Origin of the sequence: Streptomyces sp. NPDC086519 (assembly GCF_040686075.1) — a bacterium.
Taxonomy (GTDB): Bacteria; Actinomycetota; Actinomycetes; order Streptomycetales; family Streptomycetaceae; genus Streptomyces; species Streptomyces shenzhenensis.
On sequence record NZ_JBFBJL010000070.1, the window covers coordinates 21,000 to 46,841 of the forward strand.

General features: G+C 71.8%; 21 protein-coding genes and 1 pseudogene. 6 read left to right on the top strand and 16 right to left on the bottom strand.

Annotation, left to right across the window (positions count from 1 at the left end; all coding sequences use genetic code 11):
* Window positions 1-11 precede the first annotated feature (11 nt).
* The 5 genes from AB0P24_RS40020 to AB0P24_RS40040 all read right to left on the bottom strand — a co-directional run bounded on the left by AB0P24_RS40020 (window position 12) and on the right by AB0P24_RS40040 (window position 7,192).
* The gene (locus AB0P24_RS40020; RefSeq protein ID WP_365802956.1) at window positions 12-1,178 is read right to left on the bottom strand and encodes an acyl-CoA dehydrogenase family protein; all 1,167 of its coding nucleotides are present in this window, start codon (window positions 1,176-1,178) and stop codon (window positions 12-14) included.
* Between the two features lie 83 nt (window positions 1,179-1,261).
* Complete coding sequence (locus tag AB0P24_RS40025; protein ID WP_365802958.1) at window positions 1,262-3,106, bottom strand: biotin carboxylase N-terminal domain-containing protein; 1,845 nt, start codon at window positions 3,104-3,106, stop codon at window positions 1,262-1,264.
* Between the two features lie 8 nt (window positions 3,107-3,114).
* Window positions 3,115-4,713 carry a carboxyl transferase domain-containing protein gene (locus AB0P24_RS40030; RefSeq protein ID WP_365802960.1) on the bottom strand — a complete coding sequence of 533 codons (1,599 nt, stop codon included), beginning with the start codon at window positions 4,711-4,713 and terminating at the stop codon, window positions 3,115-3,117.
* Window positions 4,710-6,401 (bottom strand): acyclic terpene utilization AtuA family protein, encoded by a 1,692-nt coding sequence (locus tag AB0P24_RS40035; RefSeq protein WP_365802962.1) that lies wholly within the window; start codon window positions 6,399-6,401, stop codon window positions 4,710-4,712. Before AB0P24_RS40035 ends, AB0P24_RS40030 begins: the two co-directional genes overlap by 4 nt.
* Window positions 6,398-7,192, bottom strand: a complete 795-nt coding sequence (locus AB0P24_RS40040) for a TIGR03084 family metal-binding protein (protein ID WP_365802964.1) — start codon at window positions 7,190-7,192, stop codon at window positions 6,398-6,400. The genes AB0P24_RS40035 and AB0P24_RS40040 overlap by 4 nt, the downstream gene beginning before the upstream one ends.
* A 427-nt stretch (window positions 7,193-7,619) precedes the next feature.
* Here AB0P24_RS40040 and AB0P24_RS40045 point away from each other — a divergent pair.
* Together AB0P24_RS40045 and AB0P24_RS40050 are read left to right on the top strand one after the other, a co-directional pair.
* Window positions 7,620-8,285 (top strand): annotated as a pseudogene (locus tag AB0P24_RS40045) (permease); the annotation flags it as partial.
* Between the two features lie 26 nt (window positions 8,286-8,311).
* Entirely contained in the window at window positions 8,312-8,500 is a 189-nt protein-coding gene (locus AB0P24_RS40050) for a hypothetical protein (protein ID WP_365802966.1), read from the top strand.
* Here the strand turns inward: AB0P24_RS40050 and AB0P24_RS40055 are convergent.
* From AB0P24_RS40055 to AB0P24_RS40080, 6 genes are all read right to left on the bottom strand, one after another.
* Window positions 8,470-9,468, bottom strand: a complete 999-nt coding sequence (locus tag AB0P24_RS40055) for an EamA family transporter (protein WP_365802968.1) — start codon at window positions 9,466-9,468, stop codon at window positions 8,470-8,472. The genes AB0P24_RS40050 and AB0P24_RS40055 overlap by 31 nt on opposite strands.
* Window positions 9,469-9,723: 255 nt before the next feature.
* Window positions 9,724-10,401: a hypothetical protein gene (locus tag AB0P24_RS40060; protein WP_365802970.1), complete on the bottom strand. Its 678-nt coding sequence runs from the start codon at window positions 10,399-10,401 to the stop codon at window positions 9,724-9,726.
* Window positions 10,402-10,557: 156 nt separating this feature from the next.
* Window positions 10,558-11,445 carry a hypothetical protein gene (locus AB0P24_RS40065; RefSeq protein ID WP_365802972.1) on the bottom strand — a complete coding sequence of 296 codons (888 nt, stop codon included), beginning with the start codon at window positions 11,443-11,445 and terminating at the stop codon, window positions 10,558-10,560.
* A 172-nt stretch (window positions 11,446-11,617) separates the two neighbouring features.
* On the bottom strand, window positions 11,618-13,831 hold the full coding sequence (locus AB0P24_RS40070; protein ID WP_365802974.1) for an ABC transporter ATP-binding protein: 2,214 nt from the start codon (window positions 13,829-13,831) through the stop codon (window positions 11,618-11,620).
* 93 nt (window positions 13,832-13,924) lie between these two features.
* Window positions 13,925-14,053 carry a hypothetical protein gene (locus AB0P24_RS40075; RefSeq protein ID WP_258575023.1) on the bottom strand — a complete coding sequence of 43 codons (129 nt, stop codon included), beginning with the start codon at window positions 14,051-14,053 and terminating at the stop codon, window positions 13,925-13,927.
* A gap of 251 nt (window positions 14,054-14,304) precedes the next feature.
* The gene (locus tag AB0P24_RS40080; protein ID WP_365802976.1) at window positions 14,305-17,433 is read right to left on the bottom strand and encodes an FAD-binding and (Fe-S)-binding domain-containing protein; all 3,129 of its coding nucleotides are present in this window, start codon (window positions 17,431-17,433) and stop codon (window positions 14,305-14,307) included.
* 173 nt (window positions 17,434-17,606) lie between these two features.
* Between AB0P24_RS40080 and serC the strand changes: the two genes are divergently transcribed.
* The gene (gene serC, locus AB0P24_RS40085) at window positions 17,607-18,725 is read left to right on the top strand and encodes a phosphoserine transaminase (RefSeq protein ID WP_365802978.1); all 1,119 of its coding nucleotides are present in this window, start codon (window positions 17,607-17,609) and stop codon (window positions 18,723-18,725) included.
* A 60-nt stretch (window positions 18,726-18,785) separates the two neighbouring features.
* On the opposite strand, the gene gcvH is transcribed toward serC, so the two are convergent.
* The 4 genes from gcvH to AB0P24_RS40105 form a co-directional block, all read right to left on the bottom strand.
* Window positions 18,786-19,172, bottom strand: a complete 387-nt coding sequence (gene gcvH / locus AB0P24_RS40090) for a glycine cleavage system protein GcvH (protein WP_365802980.1) — start codon at window positions 19,170-19,172, stop codon at window positions 18,786-18,788.
* Window positions 19,173-19,311: 139 nt separating this feature from the next.
* On the bottom strand, window positions 19,312-20,844 hold the full coding sequence (locus AB0P24_RS40095; protein ID WP_365802982.1) for a cellulase family glycosylhydrolase: 1,533 nt from the start codon (window positions 20,842-20,844) through the stop codon (window positions 19,312-19,314).
* A gap of 155 nt (window positions 20,845-20,999) precedes the next feature.
* Window positions 21,000-21,650, bottom strand: coding sequence for a hypothetical protein (locus tag AB0P24_RS40100; RefSeq protein ID WP_365802984.1), 651 nt, complete (start codon window positions 21,648-21,650; stop codon window positions 21,000-21,002).
* Between the two features lie 139 nt (window positions 21,651-21,789).
* On the bottom strand, window positions 21,790-22,782 hold the full coding sequence (locus tag AB0P24_RS40105) for a WD40 repeat domain-containing protein (RefSeq protein ID WP_365802986.1): 993 nt from the start codon (window positions 22,780-22,782) through the stop codon (window positions 21,790-21,792).
* A gap of 94 nt (window positions 22,783-22,876) precedes the next feature.
* On the opposite strand from AB0P24_RS40105, the gene AB0P24_RS40110 reads away from it, so the two are divergent.
* Together AB0P24_RS40110 and AB0P24_RS40115 are read left to right on the top strand one after the other, a co-directional pair.
* Window positions 22,877-23,560, top strand: coding sequence for a GDSL-type esterase/lipase family protein (locus AB0P24_RS40110; protein ID WP_365802988.1), 684 nt, complete (start codon window positions 22,877-22,879; stop codon window positions 23,558-23,560).
* An 88-nt stretch (window positions 23,561-23,648) separates the two neighbouring features.
* A complete protein-coding gene (locus tag AB0P24_RS40115; protein ID WP_365802990.1) occupies window positions 23,649-24,236 on the top strand; it encodes a Uma2 family endonuclease in 588 nt (195 codons plus the stop codon).
* Between the two features lie 10 nt (window positions 24,237-24,246).
* Here the strand turns inward: AB0P24_RS40115 and AB0P24_RS40120 are convergent, their stop codons facing one another.
* On the bottom strand, window positions 24,247-24,678 hold the full coding sequence (locus AB0P24_RS40120; RefSeq protein WP_365802992.1) for a VOC family protein: 432 nt from the start codon (window positions 24,676-24,678) through the stop codon (window positions 24,247-24,249).
* 106 nt (window positions 24,679-24,784) lie between these two features.
* Between AB0P24_RS40120 and AB0P24_RS40125 the strand changes: the two genes are divergently transcribed.
* Window positions 24,785-25,777 carry an aldo/keto reductase gene (locus AB0P24_RS40125; protein WP_365802994.1) on the top strand — a complete coding sequence of 331 codons (993 nt, stop codon included), beginning with the start codon at window positions 24,785-24,787 and terminating at the stop codon, window positions 25,775-25,777.
* Window positions 25,778-25,842: the final 65 nt, after the last annotated feature.

Sequence of the window (25,842 nt, forward strand, 5' to 3'; positions counted from 1 at the left end):
TGAGTGCGACCTCAGTACGACTTGGGCAGGCCGAGGGTCTGGTGGGAGACGTAGTTGAGAATCATCTCCCTGCTCACCGGAGCAATACGAGCCACACGCGAGGCCGTTATCAACGAGGCGAGCCCGAATTCCCGCGTGAGTCCGTTGCCGCCGAGGGTGTGCACGGACTGGTCGACGGCCTTCACGCATGCCTCTGCCGCCGCGTACTTCGCCATGTTGGCGGCCTCACCTGCGCCGATGTCGTCGCCCGTGTCGTAGAGGTATGCCGCCTTCTGCATCATCAGGCGGGCGAGTTCGAGGTCGATGTGCGCCTGGGCGAGGGGGTGCGCGATGGCCTGGTGGGCGCCGATGGGGGCCTTCCAGACGGTGCGGTCGCGCGCGTACTCGATCGCTTTGGACAGTGCGTAACGGCCCATGCCGATCGCGAACGCGGCCGTCATGATCCGCTCCGGGTTGAGGCCGGCGAACAGTTGCAGCAGGCCGGCGTCCTCGTCGCCGACGAGCGCGTCCGCGGGCAGCCGTACGTCGTCCAGGGTCAGCTCGAACTGCTTCTCGGCGGCGCTGAGTTCCATGTCGATGGGGCTCTTGTGGAAGCCCTCGGCGTCGGTCGGGACGATGAACAGGCAGGGCTTGAGGCGGCCGGTGCGGGCGTCCTCGGTGCGGCCGACGATCAGGACAGCGTCGGCTGTGTCGACGCCGGAGATGAAGACCTTGCGGCCGGTGAGCAGCCAGTCGCCGGTGTCCGGGTCGCGGCGGCCGGTGGTGGTGATGCGGTGGGAGTTGGAGCCGGCGTCGGGTTCGGTGATGCCGAAGGCCATCCGGCGTGAGCCGTCGGAGAGTCCGGGCAGCCAGGCCCGCTTCTGCTCCTCGGTGCCGAAGCGGGCGATGACCGTGCCGCAGATCGCGGGTGAGACGACGAGCATGAGGAGCGGGGAGCCGGCGGCGCCCAGTTCCTCCAGGACGATGGAGAGTTCGGTGATGCCGCCGCCTCCGCCGCCGTGCTCCTCGGGGAGGTTGACGCCGAGGTAGCCGAGTTTTCCGGCTTCGTTCCAGAGCTCGGTGGGGTGGCGGCCCTCGGCGATGGTGCGGGTGATGTAGTCGCGGCCGTACTTCGCGCCCAAGGCGGCTACCGCTGCGCGGAGTGCCTTGTGTTCGTCGGTTTCGATTTGGGGGAGCAAAGGTGGCTCCTTCGGGTGCGGGTTGTGTGTGGTTGTTCGCGCTCACGCGGCGGTAGCCGCATATCGAATACAGCCCCGCGCCCCTAAAGGGGCGCCTGCACCACCGCCAGCAGAGAGCCGGGCTCCACCTGTTGGCCGACGACGACCCGCAGTTCGCTGAGGGTCCCCGTGACCGGTGCTGCGATCTGGTGCTGCATCTTCATCGCCTCCAGCCAGAGCAGAGGCTGGCCGGCTTCGACCGCCGCCCCCTCGGCCAGGCCCTCCGCCACCCGTACGACCGTCCCCGGCATCGGTGCCAGCAAGGACCCCGGCGCCAACTGGGCCTTCGGGTCGGGGAAGCGGGGCAGGGCGGTCAGGGTGGTGTTGTCGACGTGGATCCGGTCGCCGTACCTGGACACCTGGAACTTGCGGTGGACGCCGTCGATGTCGAGGACGACCAGGCGCGCGTCCGTGTGCACGACCCGTACGCCGTCCGCGGTGAGGCCCTCGCGGGTGTGCCGGTAGTGGACCTCGTGTTCCTCGCCGGCCATCAGGTAGCGCTTGGTCTGCGGCTGGGAGGGCAGGTTGCGCCAGGCGCCGAAGCGGGAGCGGCCGTGGGTGTCGGCCAGGGCGGCGGCGAGGGGGGCGTGGGGGTCGGGGGCGGGCGGTGTCAGCTCCGGGAGGTGGCGGTCGTAGAAGCCCGTGTCCATGCGGGCGGCGGCGAACTCCTCGTGGCGCAGGGAGCGGACGAGGAGGTCGCGGTTGGTGGTGGGGCCGTGCAGGGTGGCCTGTTCCAGGGCGTGGGCCAGTTTGCGCAGGGCCTCCGCGCGGGTGGGGGCGTGGGCGACCGCCTTCGCGAGCATCGCGTCGTAGTGGACGCCGATCTCGTCGCCGTCGGTGTAGCCGGTGTCCAGGCGGACGCTGTCCGGTACGGCGAGGCGGTGCAGGGTGCCGGTCTGGGGGGCCCAGTCGCGGGCGGGGTCCTCGGCGTAGAGGCGGGCCTCGATCGCGTGGCCGTGCGCGCGGGGCGGGTCGAGGGGCAGGGCGCGGCCCTCGGCGACGCGGATCTGTTCCGCGACCAGGTCGAGGCCGAACACGGCCTCGGTGACGGGGTGTTCCACCTGGAGGCGGGTGTTCATCTCCAGGAAGTGCGCCCTGCCGTCGGCGACGAGGAACTCGACGGTGCCGGCGCCGGCGTAGGCGACGGCCCGCGCGGCGCGCACGGCCAGCGCGTGCAGCTCCTTCACCAGCCCCTCGGGGAGGCCGGGCGCCGGTGCTTCCTCGATCACCTTCTGGTGTCTGCGCTGGAGTGAGCAGTCGCGTGTGCCGAGCGGCCAGACGGTGCCGTGCGTGTCGGCGAGGATCTGCACCTCCACATGGCGGCCGTGCTCGATGTAGGGCTCGACGAAGACCTCGCCGTCGCCGAAGGCGCTCGCGGCCTCGGCGCGCGCGCCCTCCAGCGCGGCGCCCAGTTCGTCGAGGCGGCGCACGATGCGCATGCCGCGCCCGCCGCCGCCGGCGGCCGCCTTGACCAGCACCGGGAGGTCGGACTCGGCCACCTCGCCCAGGGGTGCGATCCCCATCAGCTCCTTGGCGCGGGTCTTGGACGCCATCGCCTCGATCGCCTCCGGCGGCGGCCCGATCCAGACCAGCCCGGCGTCGATGACGGCGCGCGCGAAGTCGGCGTTCTCGGAGAGGAAGCCGTATCCGGGGTGCACGGCGTCCGCGCCGGCGCTGACGGCGGCCTTCACGACCAGGTCGGCGCGCAGGTAGGTGTCGGCGGGTGTCGCGCCCGGCAGCCGTACGGCGGTGTCGGCCACGCGCGCGTGCAGCGCGTTCGCGTCGGCGTCGGAGTGCACGGCGACGGTCTTGATGCCGAGTTCGGCACAGGTGCGGAAGATCCGGCAGGCGATCTCGCCGCGGTTGGCGACGAGCAGGGTCGAAATCACGTGGTCCCTCACATCCGGAAGACGCCGAAGCCGCCCCGCGCGCCTTCGTAGGGGGCGGTGTGGACGGCGGACAGGCACAGGCCGAGGACGGTGCGGGTGTCGCGCGGGTCGATGACGCCGTCGTCGTACAGCCGCCCGGACAGGAACTTCGGCAGCGACTCGGACTCGATCTGCTGCTCGACCATGGCGCGCAGGGCCGCGTCGCCGTCCTCGTCGTACGGCTGTCCCTTCGCGGCGGCCGACTGGCGGGCGACGATGGAGAGCACGCCGGCGAGCTGCTGCGGGCCCATGACGGCAGACTTGGCGCTGGGCCAGGCGAACAGGAAACGGGGGTCGTAGGCGCGGCCGCACATGCCGTAGTGCCCGGCGCCGTAGGAGGCGCCCATGAGGACGGAGAGGTGCGGGACGCGGCTGTTGCTGACCGCGTTGATCATCATCGCGCCGTGCTTGATGATGCCGCCCTGCTCGTACTCCTTGCCGACCATGTAGCCGGTGGTGTTGTGGAGGAAGAGGAGGGGGATGTCGCGCTGGTTGGCGAGCTGGATGAACTGGGCGGCCTTCTGGGACTCCGCGGAGAACAGCACGCCCTGCGCGTTCGCCAGGATGCCGACCGGGTAGCCGTGCAGGGCGGCCCAGCCGGTGGCCAGGCTCGTGCCGTACAGCGGCTTGAACTCGTCGAAGTCGGAGGCGTCGACGAGCCGGGCGATCACCTCGCGCGGGTCGAAGGGGATCTTGAGGTCGCCGGGGACCACGCCCAGCAGCTCCTCCGGGTCGTACTTGGGGGGCTCGGCCGGGCCGGGGTCGGGGTGGGCCTTGCGGTGGTTGAGGCGGGCCACCACCCGCCGGGCCTGGCGCAGCGCGTCCGGTTCGTCGACGGCGAAGTAGTCGGCGAGGCCCGACACGCGCGCGTGCATCTCCGCGCCGCCCAGCGACTCGTCGTCGCTCTCCTCACCGGTCGCCATCTTCACGAGGGGCGGTCCGCCGAGGAAGACCTTCGCGCGTTCCTTGACCATGATCACGTGGTCGGACATGCCGGGGACGTAGGCGCCACCGGCCGTCGAGTTGCCGAAGACGACGGCGATGGTGGGGATGCCCGCGGCCGAGAGCCGGGTCAGGTCGCGGAAGATGGCGCCGCCCGGGATGAAGATCTCCTTCTGGGAGGGCAGGTCGGCGCCGCCGGACTCGACCAGGCTGATGCAGGGCAGCCGGTTGGCGAGGGCGATGTCGTTGGCGCGCAGGGCCTTCTTCAGCGACCAGGGGTTGCTGGCGCCGCCGCGCACGGTCGGGTCGTTGGCGGTGATCAGGCACTCCACGCCCTCGACGACCCCGATGCCGGTGACCAGTGCGGCGCCGACGGCGTAGTCGCTGCCCCAGGCGGCCAGCGGGGACAGCTCCAGGAAGGGCGTGTCGGGGGCGAGGAGCAGTTCGATGCGCTCGCGGGCGAGGAGTTTGCCGCGCCCCCGGTGGCGGTCGACGTACTTCGCGCCGCCGCCCGCGAGGGCCTTGGCGTGCTCGGCCTCCAGGTCGGTGAGCTTGGCGAGCATGGCGTCGCGGTTCGCCCGGTAGTCCGGCGAGGCGGTGTCCAGCGCCGAGGAGAGGACGGTCACAGCAGAGCCTCCGGGATGTCCAGGTGGCGGGAGCGGAGCCATTCGCCGAGGGCCTTGGCCTGGGGGTCGAAACGGTGCTGGGCGGCCACCCCCTCGCCGAGCACGCCCTCGACGGTGAAGTTGAGGGCGCGGAGACGGGGGAGCGGGTGCCGGGTGACCGGCAACTCGCGGGTCTCGGGGAGGAGGCGGCGGAAGGTGTCGACGGTCAGGGTGTGCGCGAGCCAGCGCCAGGCCTCCTCCGAGCGCGCCCAGACGCCGACGTTGGCGTTCCCGCCCTTGTCCCCGCTGCGGGCCCCGGCGACGAGCCCGAGCGGGGCCCGCCGGGTGGGACCGCCGGCCGGGTACGGCTCGGGCAGCGGTGGTGCGGGCGGGTCCTGGAGTACGAGGGTGTCCTGGGCCGGCGGCACAGGGATCCGTCGCCCGTCGTGGAGGACGGCCACATGGGGCACGTCGCCCTGGGGGACGTACACATCCTCGAAGACCCCGTAGGGTGCGCCCTTCCCCGGTGGGGCGAGCACATGGAAGCCGGGGTAGCTGGCGAGCGCCAGTTCCACGGCGGCTCCGCTCAGCGTCCGGCCCACGGTCCGCTGGTCCTGGTCCCGTACGACGAGCCGGAGCAGCGCGCTGGCGGTCTCCTCGGTGTCCGCGTCGGGGCGGTCGGTGCGCACCAGCTCCCAGCGGACCTCTTCGGGGGGTGATGCGGCGAGCGCGTCAGTCATCTGTTCCCGTACCAGCGCGGCCTTCGCCTCGATGTCGAGCCCGGTGAGCACGAAGACGACCTCGTTGCGGAAGCCGCCCAGCCGGTTGCGGCCGACCTTGACGGTGGGGGGCGGTGCCTCGCCCCGTACGCCCTCGATCCGTACCCGGTCCGGGCCGTCCTGGCTGAGCCGCACGGTGTCGAGGCGGGCGGTGACGTCGGGTCCCGCGTACCGGGCGCCGCCGGTCTCGTAGAGGAGCTGGGCGGTCACCGTGCCGACGTCGACGAAGCCGCCGGTGCCGGGGTGCTTGGTGATGACGCAGCTGCCGTCCTCGTGGAGTTCGGCGAGCGGGAAGCCGGGCCGCCGCAGGTCGCGGCCGGCGGCTTCCGCCTCGGCGAAGAAGGCGTAGTTGCCGCCGGTGGCCTGGGTCCCGCACTCCAGGACGTGCCCGGCGACGACGGCACCCGCGAGCCGGTCGTAGTCCCCGGGCCGCCAGCCGAAGTGGGCGGCGGCGGGGCCGGTGACCAGGGCCGCGTCGGTCACCCGGCCGGTGACCACGATGTCGGCGCCGGCCCGCAGGCACTCGGCGATCCCGAAGCCGCCGAGGTAGGCGTGGGCGGCGAGGCTGCCGGGGTGGGCGGCGGTGAGGTCGTCGCCCTCCACATGTGCGACACGCGCCGGGATGCCGAGCCGGCCGGCGAGCTGCCGTACGGCGTCGGCGAGTCCGGCCGGGTTGAGGCCGCCGGCGTTGGTGACGATCCGCACGCCCCGCTCCTGGGCCAGGCCCAGGCAGTCCTCCAGCTGGCGCAGGAAGGTGCGGGCGTATCCGGCGCCGGGGTCCTTGAGCCGGTCGCGGCCCAGGATGAGCATGGTCAGCTCGGCGAGGTAGTCGCCGGTGAGGACGTCGAGTCCGCCGCCGGTGAGCATCTCGCGCAGCGCGTCGAAGCGGTCGCCGTAGAAGCCGGACGCGTTGCCTATGCGCAGGGTCACGGGGTGTCGCCCTTCGGGGTGCGGCCGGGGCCGGGCGGGCCGGCGAAGGCCTGGGCGATGTCCAGCCAGCGGTCGGCGTCGGGGCCGACGGCTTCGAGGGCGAGGTCGGCGCGGTTCGCGCGCTGGGTGACCAGGAGGCAGAAGTCGAGGGCAGGGCCGGTGACCCGGTCGTCGGCGTCCTCTGGGCCGTATGTCCACTGTGCGCCGGACGGGGCGGTGAGTTCGACGCGGAACTCCTCGAAGGGCACGGGCAGTCCGTGCACGCCGAAGGCGAAGTCGCGGGTGCGGACGCCGAGGCGGGCGATGTGCCGGAGCCGGTCGGTGGGGGTGCGGGTCACACTCAGCGCCTCGGCGATGTCCAGGCCGTGCGCCCAGGTCTCCATCAGCCGGGCGGTGGCCATGGAGGCGACCGACATAGGGGGGCCGTACCAGGGGAAACGCGCCCGTGGGGGCGCCGCGCGCAGTGCCTGGTCGAGGGCCTCGCGCCCGGCTCGCCAGTCCGCGAGCAACCGGGCGGGGGGCTTGGCGGCGCCGTCCTCGGCCCCGTTGTCCACGAAGTCCCCGGGTGCGGCCAGGGCTTTCTCGACCTCGCGGGCGAAGGCGTCCTGATCGGTCACGGCCAGCAGCGAGGAGTGGTCGGTCCAGGCGAGGTGGGCGATCTGGTGGGCGACGGTCCAGCGGGGCGCGGGAGTGGGGAGAGCCCACTGCTCGGTCCCCAACTCGGCTACCAGCCGGTCGAGTTCCGCACTTTCCTCACGCAGGTCGTCGATGACGGGCGTCGGATCGGACATGGGGAGGAGCATGGCAGCGACCCAGGAAACAATCAAGCACGCTTGCATGAATTTGGGTCCGCGGCGGGAAGCGGGGCAGGCGGCGGGGGCCGCCGACGTCCCGGGGTACTTCTTGGCGACCTCTGGAGTCACCCTGGGCCAATCCTTGGCACAGCCCGCCGTGGCACCGGGACCGTCATGCCCCATGTTCGATACGAACATCCGGCGATGGCTTGATGTGTGAGGCGTGCGGGGCGTGCGGGGCGTGCGGGACGTGCGGAGGACAGATGAACTCGCCGCCGGGGCGGAGACGGCCGCGGTCGTCGGACTCCCGGCGGACGGCTAACCGGCAGACGGCTACCCGGCAGACGGCTACCCGGCAGACGGCTACCCGGCGGACGGCTACCCGGCGGACGCGGGCACCGAGGACCCGCCACCGCCCGAGCCCCCACGCTTCTGGCCCCTTCTCCCAGTGGCCGCCACCGTCCTGCCCGGCACGGCGCGCTCTTCCTCGTCGGCCAGGGCGTCAGCAAGGCCGCGCTGCAGGCCCGGCAGACGGCGTGCCTCGGTGATCGTGCAGGCGACACCGTTTCTGCTGCTCGGTACGGCACTGTCGGGGGCGATCAACGCGTTCGTGCCGGAGCGGGTGTTCACACGGCTGCTACCCAAGCGGCCCGCGCTCGCCGTGCCGGTCACCGGAGTCGCCGGGGTCGTGCTGCCGGGGTGCGAGTGCGCGTCGGTGCCGGTGGCGGTGGCGGTGGCGGTGGCGGTGGCGGTGGCGGTGGCGGTGGCGGTGGCGGTGGCGGTGGCGAACAGCCTGATCGGACGCGGGGTCACCCCGGCCGCCGCGTTCGCGTTCCTGCTCTCCGCGCCCGCCATCAACCCGGTCGTGCTCACCGCCACCGCCACCGCCTTCCCCGGCACCCCCCTCATGGTGCTGGCCCGGCTGCTCGCCTCGCTGGTCACCGCCGCCGTGATGGGCCGGCTGTGGCTCTGGCTGGGCCGGGAGGAGTGGCTGCGGCCCGCCGTACGGCACACCGGGCACCAGCCGGGGCACCACCGCTGGACGGAGTTCCGGCGCGCCTTCCAGCACGACTTCCTCCAGGCCGGCGGTCGCAGTCGCAGTCGCAGTCGCAGTCGGTGAAGGCGCGCATCTACAGCAGCAGCATCCCGCCCGCCAACACCTGGGTCTCCGTCACCGGGAACTGGCATCCGGGCGGGAAGCCGGGCACGAAGTCCGCGCCGGTCGCGCTGGACGCGCAGACCGTGAAGAAGATCCAGCGGCCCTCGAACGGGTATCAGGACGCGCTGCCCTTCCCCTCCCGCTGAGGACCGGCCACCGGCTCCGGCTGAGGACCGCCCGCCGGTCTCCGGCCGCGTCCCACCTGGGAGCGGACCGCGCCGATGCTCGCCGCGATGACGAGGGCGACGGCGGCCGCCTGGGTGGCCGACAGGGCCTGGCCGAGGACGAGGAAACCGGCGATGGCGGCGATGGCCGGTTCCAGGCTCATCAGGACGGCGAAGGTGGGGGCGGGCAGGCGCCGCAGCGCGAGGAGTTCGAGGGTGTAGGGCAGGACCGAGGAGAGGATCGCCACCGACGAGCCCAGGGCGACGGTGGTCGGGTCCAGAAGTCTGCCGCCGGCCTCGGCGATGCCCAGCGGGAGGAACAGCAGGGCCGCGACCGCCATGGCCAGCGCGAGGCCGTCGGCCTGCGGGAAGCGGCGGCCGGTGCGGGCGCTGAAGATGATGTAGGTGGCCCACATGGCACCGGCCCCCAGGGCCAGGCCGACACCCACGGGGTCGAGGCCGCTGAAGTTCCCGCCGCCGAGCAGAAAGACACCGCCCAGCGCCAGTCCCGCCCAGAGGGCCTTGATCAGGCGCCGGGAGGCCAGCACGGACAGGGCGAGCGGTCCGAGCACCTCCAGGGTGACGGCGAGGCCCAGCGGGATGCGGTCGACGGACTCGTAGAACAGGCCGTTCATCGCGCCCATGGTGGTGCCGAAGACGATCACCGTGCCCCAGTCGGTGCGGGAGTGGCCTCGCAGCCGTGGCCGGCAGACGACGAGCAGGATCACCGCGGCCGCGAGCAGCCGCAGGGTCACCACACCGAGCGCACCCGCCCGGGGCATCAGGGTCACCGCGAGGGCCCCGCCGAACTGCACGGAGATCCCTCCGGCCAGCACCAGCCCGACGGGCCCGAGCGAGCCGAGCCGGCCCGCGACGCCGGTGGCGGCGGGCACGGACACCGGGGCGGGCGTGGGCGTCGACGTCGGCTGTGAGGTGCTGGGGGTGGTCACGGGCGGTCCAGGAGATTCGCTGTTCATTACGGTGCACTTCTCAGTCCAGGGTAATGGACTCCGACAGGCGCGTGAACCTCTTATGGGGCTGTCCTGGATGGTGAGATGCCGAGGCGTCGAGGCGTCGGCGGGCGGCGCCCAGGGCGCCGGGTTGGACGGCCCTGAGCACCGGGGCCCCGATACGGCTGGTTTGCCGTACCGGGGCCCCGGTACACACGGTGGCTCGCTCGCCACCCGCCTTGCCGCTAGCGGTGCCTACGGCTCGGCCGGGACAACGTGGAGATAGCCTTCCGCGACCAGGTCCGGGTAGCCGAACCTTTCACCGACCGCGAGGAACGCCTGGTGATCACGCGGGCCGATGGGCAGGGCCGAGGCCTTCAGCATTCGCAGAAAGAGCCGGAACCCCAGGTCCACGTCGACGCTCTCGACCACCTCGATCACCGCGGACACCAGACCGGGGAGCGCGGGAAGCCAGACGCGAGCCTCCCGCGCGGCCGCCAGCCGGGGCGCCACTCCGTCCATGGTTTCCAGGACTGCCGCACGCAGACCCGGATCAGCCGTCGGCATCGGCGGAGGCGGGACGAAGCCCGGGTGCGTCAGCCGTTCGGCGGCCAGCCACGCCCCCTCGATCCCGGCCAGCCAGTCCCGCATGCTCCCCTCGTCCCATCCGGGATCGAAGGCGCTGTCCGTGCCCCCGGCCCACACCGTGCGCAGCACGGCGTCGTCGAGAGGCGACTCCAGCAGCAGCCGTACGTCCCGGCCGAGCAGGGTGTGGCCCGGCGCGGGAACGTCGGTCACCGAACGGGCAGCGATCATCAGCAGGGCAGGTTGGGGGCCGCTCTCGACGAGGCAGTCCAGTTCCGCCACGGTCATGGTCTGGTCCAGGCCGTCGCACTGCATGGACAGCCAGGAAAGCCCGAACTCCGCCGTCATGGTCACCCCTCCGGATACGCGGTACGGACGGCCCACACCGTCGAGCGGCCCGGGGATTTACCTATGTGGCGGGCGGCGGTCTGTGCTCGGGACGTGGTTCGGCCTCATCCCCAAGCTCGGGGCGAGACCGAACGGCGCTGGAGCGGATCTCCAGGATTACCTCACGTCGACGTAGTCGCCGGTCGCCGTCGAGGCGCCGGTGGTGGCGTTGGTGGTGAACGAGAAGCGGTAGTACCCGTCGGCCGTGGCCTTGACCGTGGTCTTGAGGGCGCCGCCGGTCCCGGCGGTGATGGTCTTGAGGGTGGTGTAGGTGGTGCTGCTCTTCTTGCGGTACTGCAACTGCACCTTCTGCGACGCGTACCCGGAGTACGTGCCGGTGTTCCAGTTGGCACGCGTCAGCTTGCCGGTGACGGTGATGGTCTTGCCTTTCTTGACCGGCTCCGGCGTGGCGTCGGCGGTCAGCTTGGAAGCCTTCTTGATCTTGCCGGTGCCGATGTTGTCGTCGAAGCTGGCGCTCGCGGAGAGGTCGTAGCCGCCGATGGCGAGCTTCCAGGTGCCGGCGGCGCCATTGTTCTTCATGTCGGTGGCCGCGTGGATGTTGAAGACGGCCTTGCAGCTGTAGACGCCGGTCTGGGTGGTGGACTCGGTGCAGACCGGGTCGTCGTCGGTGCCCAGGGCGCCGGTGATGGTGTCCGTGCTGGAGGGGTCGGTGCCCTGCCAGAGGAATGCCTCGGTGAGCGCGACGCCGCTGGAGCTGGTGGCGGTGTAGGTCGCGGTGACTGATTTGTTCGTGGTGGTGCCGAGGACGATGTCCTTGCCGCCGTTGACGACGCCCTTCGAGAAGGTGATGGTCCCTATCCCGTCCTTCGGCCGGACGGTCTGTGCGGAGTTCGCGGCGTGTGCGGCGGAGACGGAGTGCGCGGAGAAGGAGCTGAGCTGCGCCTTCACGCTCGGGCGTGACGCCGCCTGGGCGGCCACCGGAACAGCGAGCGCGGACAGCACGACCGCACCGGACAGAACGGTGGCCGCGACACGTATACGCATGTGAGTCCCCCTGAGATCGAGAGAGGCTCGGCGGGTCGCCCCGGCGGAGCCCATTGGCGTACGCAGCCTACGAACCGGGTGGAGAATTCTTGAAGATCCCTTGTGCAATAGGTGTGTAACAACACTCATGTGACGAGCACTCAGTGGCGTGGAGACCCGTCCGGGGCGGCCCTCAGATGCCGGGCCACGGCTCCTCGTCGCGGAACAGGGGCCGGCCGTCGGGGAGCGTGGTGGGCACGTTGGCCCCGTAGTCGGCCTCCGTGTGAGCTGGCTCCATATGGGCCGCCTCCATGTGCGCCGAGCCCATGTGGGCCTCGTATATGGGCTGGGGCCATAGCCCCGCGGCCGCGTACACGTTGTAGTCGTAGTCGTGCATGTTCCCGTACGGCTGCTGAGGGGCGTACCCACCATCCCCGCCGCCGTGCGCCCCCGCGTAGGAGGCCTGGGGCGCCCCCACCCCCACGGCCCCTGCCGCCGGTGCCGCGCCGCCCTGTTCCGCGAACAGTGGCAGGCGCAGTTCGCCGGTGTCCATCGCCGCGTTGTTCTGGGAGCGGTGGAGCCGGGAGTAGGCGCCGCCGCGGGCGAGGAGTTCGTCGTGGCGGCCGGTCTCGACGATGCGGCCGCGGTCGACGACGAGGATGCGGTCGGCGTCGGGGGCGAGGTTGAGGTCGTGGGTGATCATGATGGTCGTCCGGCCGGCCATCAGGCGGCGCAGCGGTTTGACGACCCGGCGGGCGGCCATCGCGTCCAGGCCGGTGGTCGGCTCGTCGAGGACGAGGACGGGGGCGTCGCGCAGGATCGCGCGGGCGATGGCCAGGCGCTGGAGCTGACCGCCGGAGAGCCGGGCGGAGTTGGGGTCGACCTTGGTGTCGTAGCCGTCGGGGAGCCGGACGATGAAGTCGTGGGCGTCGGCGGCCCTGGCCGCGTCCTCGATGGCCTGGTCGCTGGCGCCGGGGCGGCCGCAGGCGATGTTGGCGCGGACGGTGTCGTGCAGGACGAGGGTCTCCTGCGGGAGCAGGGTGATGTACTCGCGCAGCCGGGCCAGCGGGAAGTCGCGGATCGGGACGCCGTCGAGGAGGACCTCGCCGCTGTCGGGATCGTAGAAGCGGAGCAGCATCTTGGAGACGGTGGACTTGCCGGCGCCGCTGGGGCCGGTGATGATCACGAGTTCGCCGGGGCTGACGGTGAAGGAGAGGCCCTCCAGGGCGGTCCGGTCGGCGCCGGGGTAGCGGAAGCCGACGGCGCGGACCTCGATGGCGCCGTCCGGGCGGCCGGTGTCGGTAGCGGTGCCGCGCCGGGGGTCGGCGACCGACGGCCGCACGTCCAGGATCTCGATCAGCCGCTCCGCCCCCGCCGTGGCGGCGGTGACGGTGAGCCCGAGCTGGGCGAGGCCGCGCACGGGCGGGTAGAGGTAGCCGAGGAAGGCGGAGAAGGCGAGGAGCTGGCCGAGGGTCATGCGGCCGGTGGAGATCTCCCAGGCGCCGATGCCGATGACGGCGAGGACGCAGATCGTCTCGATGACCTGGACGAGCTGTTCGTAGGCCTCGTTGAGGCGGGTGGCGCGGACCGAGGCGCGGAACCAGGCGCTCGCCTCCTCGTGCAGCCGGCGGCGCTCGGCGTCGCGGCGGTCGTACGCCTGCGTGAGCACGATGTTGCCGAGGGACTCCTCGACCACGGAGGTGATGGCGCCGTCGGCGACCCGGCCCTGCCGGGAGACGTCCTTGATGGAGCCGGAGAAGCGGCGGGCGGCCAGCCAGAACAGGGGCGCGAGGACGAAGGTGGCGGCGGCCAGGTCCCAGCGCAGCCAGAACGCGGCGGCCGCGTAGAAGAGGGCACTGAACAGGGCCGATGCGGCGCCGACCAGGCCGGACACGACCAGGGTCTCGATGGCCTCGACGTCGCCGGTCAGGCGGGAGAGCAGGTCGCCCTGGCGGTGCCGTTGGAAGAAGTGCGGGGGCAGCTGCTGGACGTGGTCGAAGACGTGTTCGCGCAGCCGCATGACGAAGCGTTCGGTCGTCCAGGCGGCCAGGGAGTTGCCGGCGTACGCGACGATCGCGCCGACGACCGCGATGCCCAGCCATTTGCCGGCCGGGCTCCAGAAGGCGCTGAGCGAGCCCTTCTGCAACGCGTGGTCGGTGAGGTCGCCGAAGAGCAGGATGGCCTCGGTCTCGGCGAGCGCGGCGATCACCGTGCACACCCAGACGAGCACCAGCCAGCCGCGCAGCCCCCGGGTCAGCGGCCAGAAGCGGCGGAAGGCGGCACGGGCCGGGATGGTGGGCGTGTACTCGTCCTCGTATTCGTCGTCGTACTCCTCGTCGTCCTCCTCGTGTTTCGAGCCGTCGACTTCGTACTCGTATTCCGCGCCCTCACTCTCCTTCACGCGCATTTCGCACTACCTCCATTCTCCGACGCCAGAACCACGGAAATTCGCGAGCGAAAAAGGACCGACGGCGAACCGTCGGTCCTTTTTACGGCTGACTCAGTTGTCCTGGCCGCCCGGGATCGGCTTGGGGGCCGGCTTCGGCGCGCGCTTCTTGGGCTTCGGCGGCGGCGGGGGCAGCTGCTTCTTGGGCTTGGGGGGCAGCGGGGCGAGCTTCTTGAGGCTCATTCCGACTCCTTGAGAGTTCGAAGTGCAAGTGGTGCGGGATGGTACGAGAATTCTCTTGGGGCAACGTCCGGGGATTTCGGATCGTCATCCTCGGCAATCCCCGCCGCCCGACACCGAGAAACTTACACGGCCCAGATCCCAAGCAACGGCAAAGTCAGCTCGCAAACGGCAAGCAGGTGCTGTGAATACATAGGTAACAGCTGTATAACGACCCCGAAGCTGAGAGTTCTCTTATGTACCTGAGAGCCGGCTTATGAAGCTGGGCCGGGCGAGCCGGCGGACGTGGCGCAGTGCGCCTCCTTCCCTTCCGGCCCTTCCTTCCCTTCCAGTCCCTCCGCCAGCACCTCCGCAAGGTGTCTCCCCCGCACCCCCGCCAGTTGTTCCAGCTGGGTGCGGCAGGAGTAGCCGTCGGCCAGGACGAGTGTGCCGGGCTCGGCCTCCCGTACCGCGGGCAGGAGCTGTTCCTCCGCGCAGGTCTTCGACACCTCGAAGTGGCCCTTCTCGAAGCCGAAGTTGCCCGCCAGGCCGCAGCAGCCGCCGACGAGGTCGCCAGTGAGGGCGGCGGCCTCGCGGAGGCGGCGGTCGGGGGCGTCGCCCAGTACCGCGTGCTGGTGGCAGTGGGTCTGGCCGGTGACCGGACGGTCCAGGCGGGGCGGGGTCCAGTCGGGGGCCAGGCGCTCCAGTGCCTCCGCGAAGGTGAGCACCCGGGCGGCGAGGCGGGCGGCCCGGGGGTCGTCCGGGAGCAGCTCCGGCAGGTCGGCACGGAGGGCGGCGGCGCAGCTGGGTTCCAGGACGACGAACGGCGGCAACTCGCCGTCGGGGGCCGGATCCGACTGCCACTCCGGCTCGGCGTCCGCGGACCGCAGCAGCAACGGCTCCAGCAGGTCCAGCGTCTGGCGCAGCACCTCGCGGGCGCGGTCCAGCTGGCCCGTCGAGAGGTACGTGAGGCCGCAGCAGGCGCGGGTCCGGCGCGGACTCAGCGCGGATCTGCCGTAGCCCTCCCGGTCGCCGTCGTCCGGCCGCCGTGCCTTCCACGGCCGGGTCGGCAGGGCCGTGACCGCCACGCCCGCCGCCTCCAGCACCCGTACGGCGGCACGGCCCACGGACGGCGACAGGTACTCCGTGAAGGTGTCCGGCCACAGGAAGGCCGGCCGCTTCGGGAGGTCCGCCCGCCGGTCCGCCCGCGCGTCCGCCCGCCGGTCCGCCCGCGCGTCCGCCCGCCGGTCCGCCCGCGCGTCCGCCCGCCGGTCGCGCCGGCGCCCGCGCTCCCGGCGGCGCTCCCACCGGCCGAAGGGCTCCGTCGCGAGGCGCGGGATCCGCCGCTCCGGTGCGATGCCGCCGAGGCGCTTGGCGAGGGATGCCAGGGGGCGTACCCGGGCGAGTGCGTTGAGGAGCGCCGCCGTGCGGGTGCGGGCCACCAGGCGGAGCCATCTCGGCAGCCAGCCCATGCTGTAGTGGGCCGCCGGGCGGCGCCGGCCCGCGTAGTGCTGGTGCAGGAACTCCGCCTTGTAGGTCGCCATGTCCACCTCGACCGGGCAGTCCGACCGGCAGCCCTTGCAGGACAGGCAGAGGTCCAGGGCGTCCCGGACCTCCGTCGAGCGCCAGCCGTCCGTCACCAGGTCGCCCGCCAGCATCTCGTGCAGCAGCCGGGCCCGGCCGCGGGTCGAGTGCTGCTCCTCGCCGGTCGCCCGGAAGGACGGGCACATGACCGAGGCGCCGTCCGTCCCGGTCGTACGGCACTTCGCCACGCCCACGCAGCGGCGGACCGCCGCCGAGAAGTCGCCGCCGTCGGCGGGGTAGCCGAAGGCCACGGGCACCGGCTCGCGGGGCAGGACGGCGAAGCGGAGGTTCGCGTCCAGGGGCGCGGGCCGGACCAGCATGCCGGGGTTCAGGAGGTCGTCGGGGTCCCAGATCCCCTTCGCCCGTTCGAAGAGCGTCACCATCTCGTCGCCGTACATCTTCGGGAGGAGTTCCGCCCTCGCCTGGCCGTCCCCGTGCTCTCCGGACAGGGAGCCGCCGTGCGCCACCACCACGTCCGCCAGTTCCTCGGAGAAACGGCGGAACCGGGCCACGCCCGCCTCGCTCAGCAGGTCGAAGTCGATACGGACGTGGATGCAGCCGTCGCCGAAGTGGCCGTAGGGCGTGCCGCGCAGGTCGTGGGCCCTCAGCAGGGCACGGAAGTCCCTCAGGTACGCGCCGAGCCGGGCCGGCGGTACCGCGCAGTCCTCCCAGCCCGGCCACGCCTCTCCCCCGCTCCCGGCTCCCCCGCTCCCGGCTCCGCCCGAGCGGGAGGTGCCCCCGCCGTCCGGCATCCGCGTCGCCGTACCGGCGGCGTCCTCGCGCACGCGCCAGAGCGCGCGTTGCGCCGTGGCGTCGGTGACGACCATCGCGTCGAGGACGTCCGCCGCCCCGACGATCGTCTCCGCACGCGCGCGTGCCTCGGCCGCCGTCTCGCCGCCCGTCTCGACGAACAGCCAGGCACCGCCCCGGGGCAGTCCGGCCGCGGACGGCACCAGGTCGGCCGCCATGCCCTCCACCGTCAGTGGCGCGAACTCCAGCAGCCCCGCCGCCGCCTGGGCCGCCGCGCTCTCGTCGGCGTATCCGAGCACCGCGAGCGCACGCGCGCGTGGGGCCGCCACGAGTCGTACGGTCGCCTCCGTGAGGATCCCGAGCGTGCCCTCGCTGCCGCAGAAGGAGCGGGCGACGTCCGCGCCCCGCTCGGGGAGGAGGGCGTCCAGGGCGTAGCCGGAGATCCGGCGGGGCAGGTCCGGGAAGCCGGTGCGCAGCCGGGCCAGGTCCCCGGCCACCAGTTCCCGCAGGCCCTGCGGCGCCCCGGCCCAGTCCCGCCCGAGCCGCAGCCGCCGTCCCCGCGCGGTGATCACGTCCAGCTCCCGGACGCTGTCCGCCGTCGTGCCCCAGGCCACGCTGTGCGAGCCGCAGGCGTTGTTGCCGATCATCCCGCCGAGCGTGCAGCGGCCGTGCGTGGAGGGGTCCGGGCCGAAACGCAGGCCGTGCGGGGCCGCGGCCTCCTGGAGGCGGTCCAGGACCAGCCCCGGCTGGACCACCGCGGTACGCCCGTCCGGGTTGATTTCGAGCAGGCGGTTCATGTGGCGGGTGAAGTCCAGCACCACCCCCGTGCCCGTCGCCTGCCCCGCGATCGACGTGCCGCCGCCCCGGGCGACCACCGGCACGCCGTGGGTCCGGCACACCTCCAGTACGGCCGCCACGTCGTCCGCGTCCCGGGGGGCCACCACCCCGGCCGGAACCCGCCGGTAGTTGGACGCGTCCATGGTGACCAGGGCCCGGGACGTGACGTCGAAGCCGACCTCACCCCGGACGGCGCTCCGCAGTTCCGCCTCGAGTTCCGCGAATTCCGACATACGTCCACTCAACCAGCCCCCGCGGCGTTTGAGGACGAGGCCGCCCGCCGTGGCCGGAGCGGGAGGCGGGCCCGTCTCACGCACGCGTCTGACACGCACGCGTCTCATACGCACCCGTCTCACCCGACGGACGAGGTTTCGCCCAGGTTTCCTCCAGCGGCTAACCTCACCCCGTGGCTGACATCCAGATCCCCGCTGACATCAAGCCCGCCGACGGACGCTTCGGCGCGGGCCCCTCCAAGGTGCGGACGGAAGCGCTGGACGCGCTGGCCGCCACCGGTACCTCCCTGATGGGCACCTCCCACCGCCAGGCCCCGGTGAAGAACCTGGTGGGCCAGGTCCGCGAGGGCATCAGCGCCCTGTTCTCCCTCCCGGACGGCTACGAGGTAGTCCTCGGCAACGGCGGCTCCACCGCCTTCTGGGACATCGCCACCCACGGCCTGATCGACACCAAGTCGCAGCACCTCAACTTCGGCGAGTTCTCGTCCAAGTTCGCCAAGGCGGCCAAGCTCGCCCCCTGGCTGGCCGAGCCCACCGTCATCGCCTCCGACCCGGGCACCCACCCGGAGCCGCGGGCCGAGGCCGGCGTCGACGTCTACGCCCTCACCCACAACGAGACCTCGACCGGCGTCGCCATGCCGATCAAGCGGGTCGCGGGCGCCGACGAGGGCGCGCTCGTCCTCGTCGACGCCACCTCCGGCGCCGGCGGCCTGCCGGTCGACGTCGCCGAGACCGACGTCTACTACTTCGCCCCGCAGAAGTCCTTCGCCTCCGACGGCGGCCTGTGGATCGGGGTCTTCTCCCCGGCCGCGATCGAGCGCGCCGAGCGCGTCCACGCGTCCGGCCGTCACGTCCCGGAGTTCTTCTCGCTCCCCACGGCGATCGACAACTCCCGCAAGAACCAGACGTACAACACCCCGGCCCTCGCCACCCTCTTCCTGCTCAACCAGCAGCTGGAGTGGCTGAACGGCCAGGGCGGCCTCGCCTTCTCCACGGCCCGTACGAAGGACTCCTCGACCCGCCTGTACACCTGGGCGCAGGAGAGCAAGTACGCCACGCCGTTCGTCTCGGACCCGGCCAAGCGCTCGCAGGTCATCGGCACGATCGACTTCGCCGACGAGATCGACGCGGCCGCCGTCGCCAAGGTGCTGCGCGCCAACGGCATCGTCGACACCGAGCCCTACCGCAAGCTCGGCCGCAACCAGCTGCGCATCGCGATGTTCCCGGCGATCGACCCGGCGGACGTCGAGGCGCTCACGAAGTGCGTCGACTACGTGATCGAAAGGCTCTGACCGCCCGCGGTCCACGACGAGGGGCGCCCGGTGCGGGTACACCGGGCGCCCCTCGGGCTTTCACCCCCCGTTGACGAGCTTCTTGTACGCCGTGGCGTCGAGCAGCCCGTCGGACGACGCCCCGCCCTTGGTCCTGATCTTGACGAACCAGGCGTCGTACGGCTCGCTGTTGACCAGCTCCGGTTCGTCGGAGACCTCCGCGTTCACCTCGACGACCTCGCCGGTGAGCGGGCTGTAGATGTCGGACGCGGCCTTGACCGACTCCACGACCCCGATCGCGTCGCCCGCCGCCACCTGCTTCCCGACGGTGGGCAGCTCCACGAAGACGATGTCGCCGAGGCTGTTCTGCGCGTGGTCGGTGATGCCGACGGCCGCGACGCCGTCGGCCTCGGTGCGGATCCACTCGTGTTCCTCGGTGTAGCGGAGGTCGGCGGGCACGTGGGACATGTCAGCTCCATCAGCCGTCGGGATGCGGTGTCCTGCCGCCCGCGTCGACGGCCGGCAGGACCAGCCTGCGGCACCGGCCCGCGAAGCCGTGTATTTCGGGCATCCCGGTCCGCCACTCGGGTGACGGGCACCCAGCGGATCAGCTCGCCGCGCAGCTCACGCTCGGCACTCCCCCGCCGCCCGGCGCACCCCCGAACCCGAAGCTCGCCGAACCGCCCGCCGGGATCGCCCCGTTGTGCGCGGCGTTCACCGCGGTGACCGTCCCGCCGCTCTGGGTGTACGACGCGTTCCACATGTTGGTCACCTGCTGCGACCCGCTCCACGTCCAGGTCACCGTCCACGAACCGATCGCGCCGGACCCGGTGTTGGTGACCGTCACGTCCGCGTTGAACCCGCTCCCCCAGTCGCTGCTGACGGCGTAGGAGGCCGAGCAGGAGGCGGCCGTACCACCGCCGCCTCCGCCCCCGCCCGTGCCCCCGCCGCTGCTCGGGAACAACGGCGCCTTGACACTCGCCAGATACCCGTCCTTCACCGTGTCCACGGTCACCCAGTCGTCCTTCAGGATCCCGCCGGTGTCACCGGAGTTGGGGTTCCAGGACCAGAAGGTCCACTGGAAGGAGTCGGCGCCGTACGTCGACGTCGGCCGCAGGTAACTCACCAGCGCGGCCAGCCACTTCTGGTCCACGGTCGAGGCGAGCGTGGTACCGAACTCGCCGACCCACACCGGGGCGATGTTCTGCTTGAAGATGTAGCCCCAGTACGAGTCCCACACCCCCGGCATGTTGGCGGGGAAGGCGGGATCACTGAACCAGCTCTGCTGGGCCACGCTGGTGGCGTAGTCGTGGGCGGAGTACACGACCCGGTTCGGCACGGACAACTGCACCGGATACTGGGCGACGCCCATCAGGTTGCCGCCCCACCAGCCCGAGACGCCGTTGTACGTCTGCACGCCCTCGACGAAGATCAGCAGGTCGGGGTTGACGGACAGCACGGCGTTCCCGGCGCGCTGGGCGGCCAGCCGCCAGTCGACGGAGGTGTCTCCGCAGCCCCAGCAGGCGGGATCGTGCGGCTCGTTGTGGAGGTCGATGCCGATGACGGTCGGGTCGGCCGCGTACCGCGTCGCGAGCGCCTTCAGGTCGGTGATCCAGGTCGACTCGGGGACGGACGCGGTGTACCAGAGCGCCGACTGGCCGCCGGCGTCCGGCCGGTGCCGGTCGAGGATGACCTTGAGTCCGTCCTGCCCGGCGTAGGCCACGATCTTGTCCATCACCTGGAGCGAGTTCAGGCCCTGTAGGTCGGTGTTCTTGCCGTTGCTGAAGTCGATGCTGTTGGGGACGGTCGTGCTCTTGAAGATGTCGTCGCTGTAGGGGAGTCGGATGGTGTTGTAGCCCAGCGACCTCATCTGGTCGATCATGCTCTTGTAGTCGCGCGACCAGAGGCCGTGCACCACGTAGTTGGCGGTCTCGAAGCCGAACCAGTTGATCCCGGCGATCCGGACCGGCTGCCCGGCCGCGTCCAGGATCTGCCGGCCGCTGGTGTGCCAGTAGCCGGCGCCGGGGGCGTCCGCCGCGTGCGCGGAGTCCGTCGCGCCGGCGAGACCGGCGAAGAGGGGCAGGAGGAGCGCGGCGGCGACAGCACACAGCGCCCTTCGCGGGCTGCGTAAGCGGAACATGGGCCTGTTCCTCTCGGAGTTCCACAAGGGAGGCGCGGCCCCGGAACATGATGGGAGCGCTCCCATGCACCGCGCACCTCCCAGGAAACTGAGACACCGTCATCCCGTCAAGACATACGGCGGCCCCGTCCGCCCCGCGTCGGGGCGGGAGGGGGTCAGCCGACCGCCGCGGTGACGGTGTCGATCACGCCGGTGGAGGTGATGGTGACCGAGACCGTGAGGGGCTGGACCCGGCCGGGCGCTCCGGAGGGCGGGACCAGCAGGAAGGCCGGCTTGATGTGGAGCGTCGTGGTCGCCGCCGCCGAGAAGGGGGCGGTGTCCCGGTGCGCGCCGACGAGGTAGTACGTCTTGCCGCTGGGGACGCCGACGCCGGTGGTGTCGTCGAGGCTGCTGACGACCTGCGCGGTGCCGCCGCCGGCCGCGCCGGGCAGGGTGACGACGGTGACGTCGAGGGTGCCCTTGACGTGGACCGTCTCGTTCGGGCCGGTGAAGCTGCCGTCGACCGGCAGACTGACCGAGCGGAACTGCGGGAGCGCGGCGGCCGCGGCCCGGACCGCCCCGGTGGGCGCGGCGGCGGTGGCGGGGACGGCCCCGGTGGGCGCGGCGGCGGTGGCAGGGACTGCGATGGCCGGGACAGCGATGGCCGGGACTGCGCTGGCCGGGAGAGCGATGGCGGGGACGGCGATGGCGGGGACGGCGATGGCGGGGACGGCGGTGGCGGGGACGGCGATGGCGGGGACAGCCGGACTCAGGGCGGCCGTGAGCAGGCAGACGTTCCCGGCCAGGCGCAGGCGGTTGCGGGGCATGGGTGCTCCAGTTCCGTGCGGCGGGACCCGTCGCCTCGTTCCCGCCCCGTCCCGCGGGACGGTTCCCAGCCTGCCCGGACCCGCGTACGGCCGCCCCGCCGGTGACCCGGACGGGTGACGTCCGGCGTCCGGCGCCTGATCAGTGACGGCGCTGGGACGGGCGCCGCAGCCGCCGCAGCCCGAAGAGGACGAGCGCGACGACCCCGACGGCCACGGCACCGGCCCTGACCCCGCCCGAAGAACTCCCGCTGTCGCTCCCGGCCGCTGAACTGCCGCTGCCCGACGGCGACGCCTTGCCCGACCCGCCCGGCACGTCCTCGGCCTGCACCGGGCTGTCGGCCCCCTCGCTCCCGTACATCAGCTTCGTCCCGTCGGCGGAGTAGCTGACCGACTCGCCCTGCTTCTGGAGGGGCACGTCGAGCCGCCCCCCGCGCTTGATCCGGCCGCCGTTCCAGTCGTAGTAGACGCCGCCGAAGTAGCCACGTACGACGAGCTGCGTGCCGTCGGGCGAGAACGCGGCGTCGGTGGCCCACAGGTCGACGGCGGCGACGGGCTTGAAGATGTTCGTACCCGTCGGGGAGAGGGTCGCCGGGCCCTCGTACAGATGCCCGCCGTTTTCCTTCTTGTCGATGATGTACACCCGCCCGGTCTTGGGGTGGACGATCAGCGACTCGGCGTTCCGGGCGCCGTTCGAGTACTTGACGACGTACTGCGTGGCCCGGACGGTCTGGTCGACCAGTTTCCTCGGCTCGGGCAGCCGGTAGATCCAGACGTAGGGCCAGCTGCCGTCGAGGTTGTCGCCGATGTCGCCGACGTAGATCTGGTTGTCGGGGCCGATGGAGATGGCCTCGACGTCCCGCGGCGTGCCGACTCCGCTGAGCGTGATCCGCGCGACGGTCTTGCCGGTCGCGCTGTCGACGGCGTAGATGTACGGGCCGTCGCCGCTGTCGTTGTGCGTCCAGTAGATGCCGGGGTGCAGGTGGGAGGCGGCGAGACCGCTGGACTCGGCGATCCGCGGGTCCGTGATCGTGAACCCTTTGTCGCCGGCGGGGTCGGCGGCGGAGGCGGGCGCGGCGGCGAGGGCACCCGTGAGCAGGATCCCGGCGAGGAGGGTGAGCGATCGTGGACGCATGGGCTCAAGCCTGCCATCCCGCGCTGTGTTCGCTCGCCGGGGACGTGGCGGTCCTCACACCCCACCCCTCGCGTTGATCGTCCATCATGAGCGGATGCTCAGGTTCATGCCCGTCGGGGACTCGATGACGATCGGCAGCGCGGGCGAGCACACCTGGCGGTACCGCATGTGGCAGCACCTGTGCAGGACGTACGACGGCCCGTGCACGCTGGTCGGCCCCCGCGAGACGCTGTACGACAAGCAGGCCGAGGCGCCCACCTCGTACGCCTACGCCGAGCCCGGCTTCCCGCGCGCCCACCTGGCCGGCTGGGGCGAGGGCTGGCTGCACATGGCCCCGCTGATCGGGGAGGCGGTGCGCTCGTGCCGCGCCGACGTCCTGCTCGTCTCCCTCGGCCTGATCGACCTGGGCTTCTACACGAACGCGGAGCAGACGGCGGCGAACGTACGGACCTTCGTCGCGAACGCGCGGGAGGCCGACGCGGGCATCCACATGGTGCTGCTGCCGGTGATCCGGAACATCCGGGCGGCGTCGGACGAGCCGTTCGCGGAACAGGTGACCCGCTTCAACGAACTGCTGGCGAAGACGGCGGCCGACCTGGACGAGCCCCGCTCCCCGATCCTCATGGTCTCACCCCCGGCGTCGTACGACATCGACACCGACACCTACGACGGCACCCACCCGAACGCGAGCGGCGAGCACCGGATCGCGGGGGCGTTCGCGGAGGCGATGCGGCAGGGGTGGGGACTGGGCGGGGCGTACGCGGCCGGATCGGGCTGACCGAATCCGGCCGCTTCCCCGTCACCGTGCGTATCGTTGAACCGCGCGGCCGCACTCGTGCGGAGGGCGGCCGGGGAGGAGCGCCAGGATGACCGTCCTCGAAGACAGGATCGCGATGGCCAAGAGCGACGACGAGATCACGCTCGACGAGCTGTTCGAGCAGATCGAGAAGATGCCCGCCCCCGAGGGATACAAGGTCGAGATCGTCGAGGGGACCGTCTTCATGTCGCCGCAGCGGGACACCCACTGGGAGATCATCCTGGACATCGTCGAGCAACTGCGGACCAAGTACCCCCGAAAGCGGGTCAAGTCCGACGTCCGTATCGACTACCCGGGGCATCTCAATGGGTTCGCGTCGGACGTGACGGTGCTGGCCGAGGACGCCGCCAGGACGGAGAGCGGGCTCTGGCGGCATCAGGACGTGGAGTTCGTCGCCGAGGTCATCTCCAAGAGCACCGCGGCCAACGACTACGGCCCCAAGAAGGCCGCGTACGCCACGGCCGAGGTCCCGGTCTACCTGATTGTCGACCCCTACCAGCGCCGCGTCCACGTCTACACCCACCCCAAGGGCGACACCTACACGACCGAGACGAGGGTCGATTTCGGCACGGCCGTCGACCTCACCACGACCGCCGTCGGCCTCACCCTGAAGACGGACGAGTTCCCCGTCGACTAGGGGGTCGGCCTCAGTCGATACAGAACTCGTTGCCCTCGATGTCCTGCATCACGATGCACGAGTCGTCGCCGCCGTCGTACAGGAGCCGCACGCGTACCGCGCCGAGCGGGAGCAGGCGGGCGCACTCGGCCTCCAGCGCGGCCAGGCGCTCCTCGCCCACGAGCCCGGTGCCGACCCGCACGTCGAGATGCACCCGGTTCTTGAGGACCTTCCCTTCGGGAACGCGCTGGAAGTACAGCCGCGGGCCGACCCCCGACGGATCGACGCAGGCGGACCACGACCCCCGCTCCTCCGGGGACTGGGCGCTGTTGTAGTCGTCCCACGTGGTGAACCCCTTGGGCGGCGGCGGCACTTCGTACCCCAGCACCTCGCACCAGAAGCGGGCGACGCGCTCGGGTTCCGCACAGTCGAAGGTGACCTGGAACTGCTTGACCGATGACATCGGCGCACCGTAGCAGGGACCTTCGCCGCCGATCGACACCTTTTCAGCGCTCCCTGCTCCCTGCTCTCTTGCCTAGAGCGCACTCCACGTCGTTGGCTTGGTGACCATGAAGTACACGCAGCTCGGACGTACCGGACTCAAGGTCAGCCGACTCGTTCTCGGCACCATGAACTTCGGCCCGCAGACCGACGAGGCCGACAGTCACACGATCATGGACGCGGCGCTCGGCGCCGGCATCAACTTCTTCGACACCGCCAACGTGTACGGGTGGGGTGAGAACAAGGGGCGGACCGAGGAGATCATCGGCAACTGGTTCGCCAAGAGCCCCGCCCACCGCGACAAGGTGGTGCTCGCCACCAAGGTGTACGGCAACATGGCCGCCGACGGCGACGCCTGGCCCAACCACGACAAGCTCTCCGCCCTCAACATCCGGCGGGCCGTGGACGCCAGCCTCAAGCGGCTGCGGACCGACTACATCGACGTCTACCAGTTCCACCACGTCGACCGCCGGACCCCCTTCGAGGAGATCTGGCAGGCGATCGACACCCTCGTCACGCAGGGGAAGATCCTCTACGTCGGCTCCTCCAACTTCCCCGGGTACAAGATCGCCCAGGCCAACGAGATCGCCGCCCGGCGCGGCGGGACCATCGGTCTGGTCAGCGAGCAGTGCCTCTACAACCTCGCCGAACGGCGGGCCGAGATGGAGGTCATCCCGGCCGCGCAGGAGTACGGCCTCGGGGTCATCCCCTGGTCGCCGCTGCACGGCGGGCTGCTCGGCGGCGTGATCAAGAAGGAGGTCGAGGGCGGGCGCCGGGCCAGTGGCCGGGCCGCCGACTCCCTCGCCAACACCACCATCCGCGCCCAGATCCAGGCCTACGAGGACCTGCTGGCCAAGCACGGCGTGGAGCCCGGCGAGGCCGCCCTGGCCTGGCTGCTCACCCGCCCCGGCGTCACCGGCCCGATCGTCGGCCCGCGCACCGGCGAACAGCTCGACTCGGCTCTGCGGGCCGTGGAGCTGGAGCTGAGCGAGGAGCTGCTGGAGGGCCTCGACGAGATCTTCCCGGGTCCAGGCCCCTCCCCGGAGGCCTTCGCCTGGTAGGCGCTCCCGGATCTGCGCGTAGGCCATGAGGCCGAGCAGGACGGCCAGCAGGACGGCCGAGGAAC

Excerpts from the sequence above, each read along its gene's own strand:
- AB0P24_RS40100 (WP_365802984.1), bottom strand. The coding sequence starts at position 21,650 with ATGCCCCGCAACCGCCTGCGCCTGGCCGGGAACGTCTGCCTGCTCACG.
- AB0P24_RS40070 (WP_365802974.1), bottom strand. The coding sequence starts at position 13,831 with ATGCGCGTGAAGGAGAGTGAGGGCGCGGAATACGAGTACGAAGTCGAC.
- AB0P24_RS40125 (WP_365802994.1), top strand. The coding sequence starts at position 24,785 with ATGAAGTACACGCAGCTCGGACGTACCGGACTCAAGGTCAGCCGACTC.
- gcvH (WP_365802980.1), bottom strand. The coding sequence starts at position 19,172 with ATGTCCCACGTGCCCGCCGACCTCCGCTACACCGAGGAACACGAGTGG.
- AB0P24_RS40065 (WP_365802972.1), bottom strand. The coding sequence starts at position 11,445 with ATGCGTATACGTGTCGCGGCCACCGTTCTGTCCGGTGCGGTCGTGCTG.
- AB0P24_RS40110 (WP_365802988.1), top strand. The coding sequence starts at position 22,877 with ATGCTCAGGTTCATGCCCGTCGGGGACTCGATGACGATCGGCAGCGCG.
- AB0P24_RS40040 (WP_365802964.1), bottom strand. The coding sequence starts at position 7,192 with ATGTCCGATCCGACGCCCGTCATCGACGACCTGCGTGAGGAAAGTGCG.
- AB0P24_RS40095 (WP_365802982.1), bottom strand. The coding sequence starts at position 20,844 with ATGTTCCGCTTACGCAGCCCGCGAAGGGCGCTGTGTGCTGTCGCCGCC.
- AB0P24_RS40115 (WP_365802990.1), top strand. The coding sequence starts at position 23,649 with ATGACCGTCCTCGAAGACAGGATCGCGATGGCCAAGAGCGACGACGAG.
- AB0P24_RS40080 (WP_365802976.1), bottom strand. The coding sequence starts at position 17,433 with ATGTCGGAATTCGCGGAACTCGAGGCGGAACTGCGGAGCGCCGTCCGG.
- AB0P24_RS40105 (WP_365802986.1), bottom strand. The coding sequence starts at position 22,782 with ATGCGTCCACGATCGCTCACCCTCCTCGCCGGGATCCTGCTCACGGGT.
- AB0P24_RS40060 (WP_365802970.1), bottom strand. The coding sequence starts at position 10,401 with ATGACGGCGGAGTTCGGGCTTTCCTGGCTGTCCATGCAGTGCGACGGC.
- AB0P24_RS40120 (WP_365802992.1), bottom strand. The coding sequence starts at position 24,678 with ATGTCATCGGTCAAGCAGTTCCAGGTCACCTTCGACTGTGCGGAACCC.
- AB0P24_RS40075 (WP_258575023.1), bottom strand. The coding sequence starts at position 14,053 with ATGAGCCTCAAGAAGCTCGCCCCGCTGCCCCCCAAGCCCAAGAAGCAG.